This window comes from Glutamicibacter sp. AGC46 (assembly GCF_053543715.1).
In genome coordinates this window covers 46,115-56,689 of sequence record NZ_JBLVOJ010000024.1, presented here as the reverse complement: position 1 = coordinate 56,689, position 10,575 = coordinate 46,115, and the positions used below count along the sequence as shown (strand labels likewise).

The window sequence follows — 10,575 nt, the reverse complement described above, 5'->3', positions numbered from 1 at the left end:
ACGCTACGTCCGTTTCCAAAGAGTTCCAGGGGGATCCCGAGGACATGCCGGACTGGGCAAAACCCAGCCCGGAAGAAGTGGAAGCACAAGCGGCTGAGGAATCAGCTAGGCGGGAACGCGCCGCCCGGCGCGCCGCAACCCCAGCCATGCCAGCGGGCAGCACCTCCCGCACCATTGCCAGCTTCCCGGAGGAATCCAGGAAACCGGGCAGTGTTGAAGAGCTGCGTGCGGCGATGGAACAGATTGTTGCCGCGCCCGCACCGGCCAAACCCTCGAAGCAGGAACGCCGCGAAGCACGCGAAGCGAGAAAAGCGGCGCGCGAAGCGGGGGAGCCCGAAGAGCTCAGCGATGACCAGTGGCGGGAAAAGGCGCGTGGCATTTTGCTGCGCCAGCTCACAGCCAGCGACAAGACCGCGAAACAGCTCAAGGACAAGCTTCTTGACAACCAATGCCCTGAGGATATCGCTGATGAAGTCATCGACCGGTATGCCGAGATCAATCTCGTTGATGATGAACGCTTTGCGAAGTCGTGGGTAGTTGCCCGCGCGCGCTCGCGCGGTTTGGCCCGTGGGGCGATCAAGCGCGAGCTGCGCACCAAGGGCGTAGACGATGAACTGGCCGCTGAAGCGCTTGAGCAAATTGATGATGAGGCCGAGGAGCAGCGGGCCCGTGAACTGGTTCGCGCGAAACTTCGCCCGGAATCCATGGGCGCAGATCGGGATAGGGCATTACGCCGACTAGTAGGGATGCTGGGGCGTAAAGGCTACAACGGCGGCTTGGCCTTCAAGGTCGCGCGCGAAGAATGGGAAGAGCGCTTCGGTAGCCGCTACTGATTGCGCTTCGGATCCTGGGCAGGTGCTTTGCTGCGGCGTCCAAGCCAATCGTCAATGCCCTGGTATGCCCACAGGATCAAGGCGGCGATCCCGGCAAGCACCGAGCCAACACCGATATTGAACAGCAGGTCATCGGTCTCGTGGTCCATCGGCGGGAGGAGGCCGATGGCGATCGGGATGGCGAAAAGGAAAAGTGCGGATATTCCGGCCATCCAGATATGGAAGACCTTCATGCCGCGTGACAAGCGCAATGGGCGGGATTTCTCGGGTTCCGGTTGTGGGCGGGGTGAATGGTTTTCCACGGAAATCTCTCTCATAGGCCGAATTGGCTAGTTGATAGTCTAATTCAATCCTAACCCTTCCGAGGGAAGCGGTGAATTCGGCGATTAGCGGGCACGCGCTGCGAACAGCACGCAGGAGCGCGTCCCAAGGTCACCTGTATTTCAGCAGTACCCAATCTTCGGTAATCTTGAAGAGTGACTGAGCAACATACCTTGAGCAACATCGGCAGTGGAGAACTACCCCGTACCTATGAAGTACGTACCTTCGGCTGCCAAATGAACGTGCACGATTCCGAGCGGCTCTCCGGTCTCCTGGAAGATGCGGGCCTAAGCCGCAAATCCGAAGAGCTGGCCGAAGAAGCAGCCGACGTCGTCGTCTTCAATACCTGCGCAGTGCGTGAGAACGCAGACAACAAGCTCTATGGGCATCTGGGCCTGCTGAAGAACCTGAAGGCCGAACGCCCCAATATGCAAATTGCTGTCGGCGGGTGCCTTGCCCAGAAGGACCGGGACACCATCGTCAAGAAAGCCCCATGGGTAGACGTGGTGTTCGGCACGCACAATATCGGTTCGTTGCCTACGCTGCTGGCCCGCTCGCGCCACAACCAGGAGGCACAACTGGAGATCCTGGAATCACTGGATGTCTTCCCGTCCACCTTGCCGACTCGGCGCGAATCCGTGTACGCAGGCTGGGTCTCCATTTCCGTGGGCTGCAACAATACCTGCACCTTCTGCATCGTCCCATCCTTGCGCGGCAAGGAGCGCGATCGCCGACCGGGCGAGATCCTCGCCGAAATCCAGGCCCTGGTCGATGATGGGGCCATCGAAGTGACCCTGCTGGGCCAGAACGTGAATTCCTACGGCGTGGAATTCGGAGACCGCTTGGCCTTCGGCAAGTTGCTGCGCGCTTGCGGCGAAATAGAAGGACTCGAACGCGTGCGCTTCACCAGCCCGCACCCAGCGGCCTTCACCGATGACGTCATCGATGCCATGGCCGAGACCCCGAACGTGATGCCGCAGCTGCATATGCCGCTGCAGTCCGGCTCGGACAGGGTGCTCAAGGAAATGCGCCGCTCCTACCGGTCCAAGAAATTCCTGGGCATCCTGGAAAAGGTTCGCGAACGCATCCCGCATGCGGCAATCACCACCGACATCATCGTTGGCTTCCCGGGCGAAACCGAAGAGGACTTCCAAGCCACCCTCGACGTGGTTGAAGCGTCGCGATTCTCCTCGGCATTCACCTTCCAGTATTCCAAGCGGCCGGGAACACCGGCAGCCGAACTTGAAGACCAGCTGCCCAAGGCCGTGGTCCAGGAACGCTACGAGCGCCTGACCGCGCTCCAGGACCGCATTGCCAAGGAAGAGAATGCGAAGCAGCTGGGCCGTACCGTAGAAGTGATGGCCACCGAGCAGTCCGGACGCAAGTCCGGGGAAACCCGGCGCCTGTCTGGACGCTCGCAGGACCAGCGCCTGGTGCACTTCTCTGTGCCTGACGGAGCCCAAGCCCCGCGCCCAGGCGATCTGGTCACCCTGCCTATTACCGAAGTGGCATCATTCCACCTGATTTCCGATCCCACCGCTGACCAGTACTCCCTGCGCCGTTCGCGTGCCGGGGATGCCTGGGACCGTGCCCAAGCCGAAAGCTGCGGGGTACCTTCCCCAGCTGCGAACGGTTCCATCGGCCGCACGAGCTTGGGCATGCCAACCTTGAAAGTGCGTAGCTAAGTACATGACCAATTCGAACCTGCCGGTCATCGCCATCGTCGGCCCCACCGGCACCGGCAAGTCAGATTTGGCTATTGCCCTGGCCCGGGAACTGGGCGGGGAAATCGTCAATTCAGATGCCCTGCAGTTCTACCGCGGCATGGATATCGGCACCGCGAAGCTGCCGGTGGATGAACGTGGCGGCATCGAGCATCATTTGCTCGACACCATGGCCATCACCGAGGAAGCGTCCGTCGCGGCCTTCCAAGCCCAGGCCCGCGCCCACTTCGCCCGAATCCGGGCCCGCGGCAAGATTCCGGTGATGGTCGGCGGCTCTGGACTGTATGTGCGCGCAGCACTTGACGTCATCGATTTCCCGCCGACGGATCCCGGGGTCAGGAAACGGCTGGAGGCTGAGGTCGAGGCCGAAGGCGACGGACCCCTGCGCCGCCGATTGGCCGAGGTGGACCCGGTGTCAGCTGGGCGCAACCTGGATTTGCGCCGCGCGATCCGGGCCCTTGAAGTCTACGAGATTTCCGGGCGGGCCTTCAGCTCTTTCATGCCGCAACGCGAGTATGCCGCACCGGCAATCCAGATCGGTTTGAACTATGACCGGCATGCATTGCACGAAGCCCTGGAGGCCCGCGTGCACAAGATGGATGCCATGGGATTAGCCGAAGAAGTCGCAGGACTTCTTGAACAAGGATTACGCGAAGGCAAGACCGCTTCGCGTGCCATCGGGTACCAGCAGTACATTGACTACTTGGATGGGCAGATCACCCGAGCCGAAGCCATTGACCAGACGATCATCGCCACGCGCAAGTTCGCGCGACGGCAGATCACCTGGTTCAATGCAGACCAGCGGGTCAACTGGCTGAACCCGATCGAACCGGGACTGCTGGAAAAAACGCTGAAGATCATTGGCTAGCCAACATACGCAGGAAAAATCTAGGAGCATAGATGTACCGCACCGAACTAGGACAGCTGGCTGGACAACATTTTGCCAAGGGCCACGCTACCGGCAACGACTTCGTACTGGTTGCAGACCCTGAAGCAAAGCTCGACATCACCCCCGAACAGGTAGCGGCCCTGTGCCATCGCCGATTCGGCATTGGCGGCGACGGGCTCATCCGTGCCGTGCCAACCTCCAAGGTTCCGGGATACGAAGAGCAGTTCCTGGAGAACCCCAAGGCCTACTGGTTCATGGATTACCGGAACAACGACGGTTCCATCGCCGAAATGTGCGGCAATGGCGTGCGTGCCTTCGCGCACTACCTGATTGCCGAGGGGCTGGTGAGCCTCCAGGTGGGGCAAAGCTTCCAAATCGGCAGCCGTGCAGGGGTCAAGGAAATTACCCGCCTGGTCGATGGCTACGCAGTGAACCTGGGTCCTTGGGGCCTGATCTTCGAGCAGGACGCGGCCGAAAAATCCGTGGACTCCATGGTCAAGCCGCGTGGCTGGGAACAGGCCCTGCCGGCCTTGAGCATCACCATGGGCAATCCGCACACCGTTGTGGCGTTGCCCGATGCCCGAATGCTCGAAGAATTGGACCTGGCCCAGGCACCAGAGGTATCTCCCGTTCCTGCCCACGGCACCAACGTGGAATTCGTGGTTCCATCCGAACCGCTGATTGAAGAAGACGGAGTTGCCCAGGTCCAGATGCGCGTCCATGAACGCGGGGTAGGAGAGACCCTCTCTTGCGGTACCGGTGCCTGCGCGGCTGCAGCTGCCGTACGCTACTGGGCGCGCAGCACCGCGCTGATCAACCAGTGGGCTGTTGCGGTGCCAGGCGGCGTGGTCGGCGTTGAATTCCGCGGCAACGCAAGCGGCGGAGAAGATACGATCCTCAGCGGCCCAGCGGATCTGGTGGCGCGCGGGATCCTCGGTGCGCAGTAGAACTGATCCGGTTCTTCGCAGAACCGCAGATTGGCTCGGCAGCCGATCTGCGGTTTGCCTTCGGTCCTCTAGGCCGGGCGCGCTACCTTCAGCACGCGGAAGGCCTTGGCGGTCGCTTCGCGGGTGATCTTCCACTCCGAGGGAAGCTGCTCAACCAGCCACTTCTGCAACGAGTCACTGCCAAGGTTCTTCTGCACCACCATCCAGGCCTCGCCGCCCGGGGCCAAACGCGGCAACCACAGCATCAGCAGCTCATGCAGGGCATCCTTGCCGATGCGAATGGGCGGGTTGGACCAGATGGTGTCGAATTCCAGGTTCGGATCCACGGATTCAGGAGTGCCGACAACAACGTTGGACAAGCCCAACGCCGTGGCGTTCAAGCGGGCCAGATCGATGGAACGCTCATTGACGTCGACGCCGTAGACCTCGGACTGCGGGGACTGCTCGGCAGCGGCCAAGGTGATGGGCCCCCAGCCGCACCCGATATCCAGGATGCGTCCGCGAGGGGCCGGCACGTACTGCAGCAATACCGCTGTGCCCTTATCCAGCCCGGCAGGGGAGAAAATGCCGGAGGCCGTCTGCACTTTGCGCAGCGAGCCATTGAGCTCGACTTCGATGGTGCGACGTTCGTCTGCCGAGGCCGGGCTGGCGGTGAAGTAGTGATCCGAGGTCATAGGCAAAGTTTATCGCCCAGTACGGTTACCCCAAAGAACAGGGTCGCCAACGTGAGCAAAGCGATATAGGCACGACACGATATCACTGATAGAGTTTTTCCTATGACTTTCATTTTCGTCTAATACGTAATCCTCTTGGTTACCCGCGATTCCACGAGCTGGCCGTGCACTTCTTGCGCGCCCACCTGCATGAATCAGCAGACAGCAAAGTCATTTCCCCTTCTTGGCAGTTCTTCTTTTTGGAACCCCGCATTCGCCTTTGCTCACCGGTAACCATGCATTCACCTGTCTGCTCATAGACCTTTACTCCTTGCAAAGGACCACGAATGTTTGATGAACCAACCGAAACTGAACGCGCCACGTCGCAAAGTGGGGCCCACCCGCACTATTCTGGAAAGCGAAGTACTTCTAAGGAGACCATGACTAACTCCGAGTCACACGAGCACGATTCGGCATCTATGGATGATGCCCAGATCCAGGCCGCCATCGATCGAATCCTCGCAGCCGACGATGCGCAGAGCCCGCAGGTCCAGCACTTCGGCGAAGAAGAGAGTTCCATCTTCGCCGGACAAGCCTCTGCACTGAACCGTTTTTCCTCCGGCCTCACCCATTTCGACGGGGACCAGGAAGATTTGGACGACCGCCGTGCGCTGCGCCGCGTCGCAGGCCTGTCCACGGAACTGGAAGACGTCACCGAAGTCGAGTACCGCCAGCTGCGCCTGGAACGCGTCGTGCTGGCTGGCATCTGGAGCGACGGCACCGTCACCGACGCCGAGAATTCCCTGCGTGAGCTCGCCGCTTTGGCAGAGACCGCCGGCTCGGAGGTCCTGGACGGGCTGGTGCAGCGCCGCAGCAAGCCGGACCCATCGACTTTCCTCGGCTCGGGCAAGGCTGAAGAGCTGCGCGGAATTGTTGCTTCCACTGGCGCCGATACCGTGGTTGTCGATGCAGAGCTGGCTCCTTCGCAGCGTCGCGCCTTGGAGGATATCGTCAAGGTCAAGGTGATCGACCGCACCAGCCTGATCCTGGATATCTTTGCGCAGCATGCCCAGTCGCGAGAGGGCAAGGCGCAGGTTGAACTGGCCCAGCTCGAATACCTGCTGCCGCGCCTTCGCGGTTGGGGAGAATCGATGTCCCGCCAGGCCGGTGGCCGCGTTGGTGCCGCCGGTGGCGGTATCGGTTCGCGTGGACCGGGTGAAACCAAGATTGAAATGGACCGCCGCCGCATTCGCGACCGCATGGCGAAGCTGCGCCGCGAGATCAAGGCCATGAAGCCTGCGCGCGAAGCCAAGCGTGCCAACCGCAAGCGCAATGAGGTTCCGGCCGTAGCCATTGCCGGCTACACCAACGCTGGCAAGTCATCGCTGCTTAACCGACTGACCAACGCCGGTGTGCTGGTGGAGAACGCGCTGTTCGCTACCCTGGACCCGACCGTTCGCCAATCGGCGACCGAAGACGGGCTGACCTACACCCTGGCCGATACCGTGGGATTCGTTTCCAACCTTCCGACCCAGCTGGTGGAAGCCTTCCGTTCCACTTTGGAGGAAATCGCCGATTCGGATCTCATCCTGCACGTCGTTGACGGGTCCCATCCGGATCCCGAAGGGCAGATCCAGGCCGTGCGCACCGTGCTCGGCGAAGTCGACGCGTTGAACATCCCAGAGATCATCGTGGTGAATAAGGCTGATGTGGCTGATCCGTTCGTTATCGAACGCATCCGCAACAAGGAATCCAACACTGTGGTTGTCTCTGCGCATACCGGTGAAGGCATCCAGGAGCTGCTGGAAAAGATCAGTTCCTCGATTCCACGCCCCGGAGTCCAGCTTGAGGTACTCATTCCCTACAACCGGGGGGATTTGATCGCCAAGCTGCACCAGAGCGAATCCGAGATCCTGGAAAGCGAACACCTGGAGGAGGGCACCCGGCTGATCGTCAAGGTGCGCGATTCCTTTGCTGCAGAGTTGGAGACCTTCAACCTTCATGGATAAGCAAGAGCAGGCCCTGGGGCTCCTGGAGGCCGCGGTCACTTCCATGGGCGGCGCCATGCGCACCGGCCAGCAGGAAATGGTCAAGCACGTGGTCAGCGCGTTGGAAGACGAAAAGCATTTGCTGGTGCAGGCCGGTACCGGAACGGGCAAGTCCATGGGCTACCTGATTCCGGCACTGGCCCACGCGCAAACCAGCGCCAAGCCAGTGATCGTCTCCACCGCGACATTGGCGCTGCAATCGCAGATTGTCGGCCGTGACGTACCGCGATTACTCGACTCGCTCAAGGGCAAGCTCACGCGCCCGATGGATGTCGCGCTGCTCAAGGGGCGCTCGAACTACCTGTGCCAGTACAAGCTCGGCGGCGGATACCCGGATGACGAAGGCACTCTTTTTTCCATGGACGAGCCGGCAATACCTGCCGGCACCACTTACTCGCCGCTGGCTAGCGAAGTAATGAAACTGCGTGAATGGGCCGAAGAGACCGACACGGGTGACCGCGATGAACTGGTGCCCGGGGTTAGTGACAAGGCTTGGAAGCAGGTCTCGGTTTCGGCCATGGAGTGCCTCGGCTCGCAGAAGTGCCCGATGGCGGACGAATGCTTCTCGGAAATGGCGCGTGCCCGTGCCGCCGAGTCCGACGTGGTCATTACGAACCATGCGTTGCTGGCGGTTTCGGCCTTCGAGGGGCTTTCGGTTCTCCCGGACTTCGAAGTCGCGATCATCGATGAGGCCCACGAACTGCAAGATCGCGTGACCAGCTCGGTTTCGGGCGCGCTCTCCTCGCGCATGGTGCTTACCGCCGCTGGCGGTGCCAAGCGCCATTGCGGTATCAATGCGGATGAGATGGTCAAGGCCGCAAACCGCCTGGAAAAGTCGTTGACCGGGTTGCCGACAGGCTTGCTGGAACATGGTCTGCGCGAAGACATGGGCATTGCCCTGAACGACATCGTGGAGCAGGCCCGGCTGGCTCTGGCGCTGTCCAAGCCCGAAGCCAATGCACCGGCCGATGGCGGCCGCCAGACTGCCCGCTCCCAGCTGCAGGCAGTGATGGATGATGCGATTCGCATGCTCGAATCCGAAGAACGCCGCGAGGTCCTGTACACCACCCGTCCGCGGGAGTTTGTCGAAGGCCGGGGCTACGTCGAGGCCGATGAGAGCCAGCCTGCAACCTTGAACGTGGCACCGTTGTCGGTGGCCGGCAAGTTGCGCGAGGGCCTCTTCGACGGGCGCACGGTCGTATTGACCAGCGCCACCTTGGCCATTGGCTCGCAGTTCGACTCGGTAGCAGGCTCCTTGGGCCTGATGGGCGCCGGCGCTCCATCATGGACCGGCGTAGATGTTGGCAGCCCTTTCGATTACCCCAAGCAGGGCATCCTCTACGTGGCCAAGCACCTGCCCAAGCCAGGACGCCAACTGGCGGCGGAGACGCTGGATGAGATCGAAGATCTCATCAAGGCCTCCGGTGGCGGCGCCTTGGCGCTGTTCACTTCCAAGCGTTCCGCCGAGGAAGCGGCAAGCATCTTGCGCGAGCGCCTGGACGTGGAAATCTTGTGCCAGGGTGAAGCCAGCATGAAGTCGCTGGTCGAACAGTTCAGCAGCGAACGCGACACCTGCCTGTTTGGAACCATGACCTTGTGGCAGGGCGTGGACGTGCCAGGCGATTCTTGCCGGCTGGTCATCATCGACAAGATTCCTTTCCCGCGCCCGGATGATCCTATCTCCAAGGCCCGTTCCGAGGACGTGGCCAAGCATGGCGGAAATGGCTTCATGCAGGTTGCCGCCACCCATGCGGCGATTCGCCTGGCCCAGGGTGCTGGGCGCTTGATTCGTTCGGTCGGGGATAAGGGCGTTGTGGCGATCCTTGATTCGCGCATGGCCACGGCGCGGTATGGCAGCTTCTTGAAAGCTACCCTGCCTCCGATGTGGCCGACTGTCGATAAGAAGGTCATCACTGGTGTTCTCAAGCGATTGAACCCGGGCGGGAAATAGCCGCAACCAGAATATGAACTTGAGCTGTCCTTCGGGACAGCTCAAGTTCTTTAACCGGTACCAGCATGATGCTTCCAGATGCACTAAGGTCTGTGACAAGAACTGATGAAGCTCGAATCGGAAGGCACCATGGAGTCCATGCAGGAATTGGCGCACCAAGCCGCGATCGACACCCACCAGCGGTTCGGGCATCGCCTCATGGGGTTGCCCGGAACGTGGATTGGACAGAGCTACAGCAAAGCGCATCGGTTGCGCGACGGAAGCATGCTCAGCAATCTCAATGGTTTCGCGCACCCGCTTGCGGAGTGGAACTATTGGTGGCAGGCGCACTATCTGGATGCCATCATCGATGAGGGCCGATCGTACTGGGACGAAGGCAACGAACACCGGGCGCGCGAAGCGCTTGCCCGGGCCAACGGCCTATTGCGCGGCATTCGAATTCGAAACTTCGGGATCTTGCCCAACTACTTCTTCGACGACATGGCTTGGCTTGCCCTGGCCAGCGGCCGCCTGTCAAAGTTCACGCAGCTGGCGACGGGGCACAAGAGCCGTCCTGCCGAGGCGGCAGTTCGGACGCTGGGACGGCAGCTCCATGCCGGCATGGATGGGGTGCTGGACGGCGGCCTGTACTGGTCCAGAAAGCGGGATTTCAAGAACACGCCAGCCAACGCGCCGGCGGCACTGTTCTTTGCCCGTACCGGGGAGAAAGAGACCGCGCGAGAGCTTCTCCAGTGGCTGGAAAAGAATCTGTTCAGCGTGGAGCGAGGACTGTATCTGGACGGACTTCGGTTGACCACGCAGGGACACGCCGTGGAACCAGCGGTCTACACCTATAACCAGGGCCTGGTGCTCGGGGCATTGCTTGAGCTTGGCGAGCCTGCTGATCTGGCTCACGCTAAAGTACTGATCGATGCCACCACGAAATCGCTGTCAACTGCTGCCGGGGTCCTCTCGTTCAACAGCGGGGGAGACGGCAACCTGTTCGCAGGGATACTCTGCCGATATCTGGCTCTCGCCGGTAATGATGTCCGCTTGGAAGCCCGGAGCCGGGAGCAGGCCAGGAGGCTGGTCATGGCAACGGCGCGCCATCTGGCTGACCAGGAACCACGCCGGCTTTCGGCGGCAATCCAACGCTGGATGATCTTCTCGGCGGCCGCTCAATTCGAGTTGAACGCCGGCCAATAGCGGGTTAAACGAGAATTGGGGGGG

The 10,575-nt window shown here is 61.1% G+C and carries 9 protein-coding genes; 7 read left to right on the top strand and 2 right to left on the bottom strand.

Annotated elements, in window-relative coordinates:
• Nucleotides 1-833 (top strand): regulatory protein RecX (locus ACNPM8_RS12290; protein WP_448938956.1); only part of this gene is annotated, 833 nt, incomplete at its 5' end.
• Here the strand turns inward: ACNPM8_RS12290 and ACNPM8_RS12285 are convergent.
• Nucleotides 827-1,135, bottom strand: a complete 309-nt coding sequence (locus ACNPM8_RS12285) for a hypothetical protein (RefSeq protein ID WP_133832956.1) — start codon at nucleotides 1,133-1,135, stop codon at nucleotides 827-829. The genes ACNPM8_RS12290 and ACNPM8_RS12285 overlap by 7 nt on opposite strands.
• 174 nt (nucleotides 1,136-1,309) lie before the next feature.
• Here ACNPM8_RS12285 and miaB point away from each other — a divergent pair, with 174 nt between their 5' ends.
• The 3 genes from miaB to dapF are packed head-to-tail and all read left to right on the top strand — an operon-like array spanning nucleotide 1,310 to nucleotide 4,714.
• Nucleotides 1,310-2,839 (top strand): tRNA (N6-isopentenyl adenosine(37)-C2)-methylthiotransferase MiaB, encoded by a 1,530-nt coding sequence (miaB, locus tag ACNPM8_RS12280; RefSeq protein WP_105658164.1) that lies wholly within the window; start codon nucleotides 1,310-1,312, stop codon nucleotides 2,837-2,839.
• 4 nt (nucleotides 2,840-2,843) lie between these two features.
• The gene (gene miaA / locus ACNPM8_RS12275; protein ID WP_448939929.1) at nucleotides 2,844-3,746 is read left to right on the top strand and encodes a tRNA (adenosine(37)-N6)-dimethylallyltransferase MiaA; all 903 of its coding nucleotides are present in this window, start codon (nucleotides 2,844-2,846) and stop codon (nucleotides 3,744-3,746) included.
• Between the two features lie 32 nt (nucleotides 3,747-3,778).
• Complete coding sequence (dapF, locus tag ACNPM8_RS12270; protein ID WP_448939928.1) at nucleotides 3,779-4,714, top strand: diaminopimelate epimerase; 936 nt, start codon at nucleotides 3,779-3,781, stop codon at nucleotides 4,712-4,714.
• Between the two features lie 68 nt (nucleotides 4,715-4,782).
• Here the strand turns inward: dapF and ACNPM8_RS12265 are convergent, their stop codons facing one another.
• Nucleotides 4,783-5,388, bottom strand: a complete 606-nt coding sequence (locus tag ACNPM8_RS12265) for a class I SAM-dependent methyltransferase (protein WP_105658161.1) — start codon at nucleotides 5,386-5,388, stop codon at nucleotides 4,783-4,785.
• Between the two features lie 419 nt (nucleotides 5,389-5,807).
• Here ACNPM8_RS12265 and hflX point away from each other — a divergent pair, with 419 nt between their 5' ends.
• The 3 genes from hflX to ACNPM8_RS12250 all read left to right on the top strand — a co-directional run bounded on the left by hflX (nucleotide 5,808) and on the right by ACNPM8_RS12250 (nucleotide 10,551).
• Complete coding sequence (gene hflX / locus ACNPM8_RS12260; RefSeq protein ID WP_105661882.1) at nucleotides 5,808-7,376, top strand: GTPase HflX; 1,569 nt, start codon at nucleotides 5,808-5,810, stop codon at nucleotides 7,374-7,376.
• Entirely contained in the window at nucleotides 7,369-9,366 is a 1,998-nt protein-coding gene (locus tag ACNPM8_RS12255; RefSeq protein WP_448939927.1) for an ATP-dependent DNA helicase, read from the top strand. The genes hflX and ACNPM8_RS12255 overlap by 8 nt, the downstream gene beginning before the upstream one ends.
• 105 nt (nucleotides 9,367-9,471) lie before the next feature.
• Nucleotides 9,472-10,551, top strand: coding sequence for a glycoside hydrolase family 76 protein (locus ACNPM8_RS12250; protein ID WP_448939926.1), 1,080 nt, complete (start codon nucleotides 9,472-9,474; stop codon nucleotides 10,549-10,551).
• Nucleotides 10,552-10,575 lie beyond the last annotated feature (24 nt).

Excerpts from the sequence above, each read along its gene's own strand:
- ACNPM8_RS12255 (WP_448939927.1), top strand. The coding sequence starts at position 7,369 with ATGGATAAGCAAGAGCAGGCCCTGGGGCTCCTGGAGGCCGCGGTCACT.
- hflX (WP_105661882.1), top strand. The coding sequence starts at position 5,808 with ATGACTAACTCCGAGTCACACGAGCACGATTCGGCATCTATGGATGAT.
- miaA (WP_448939929.1), top strand. The coding sequence starts at position 2,844 with ATGACCAATTCGAACCTGCCGGTCATCGCCATCGTCGGCCCCACCGGC.
- ACNPM8_RS12265 (WP_105658161.1), bottom strand. The coding sequence starts at position 5,388 with ATGACCTCGGATCACTACTTCACCGCCAGCCCGGCCTCGGCAGACGAA.
- ACNPM8_RS12250 (WP_448939926.1), top strand. The coding sequence starts at position 9,472 with ATGAAGCTCGAATCGGAAGGCACCATGGAGTCCATGCAGGAATTGGCG.
- dapF (WP_448939928.1), top strand. The coding sequence starts at position 3,779 with ATGTACCGCACCGAACTAGGACAGCTGGCTGGACAACATTTTGCCAAG.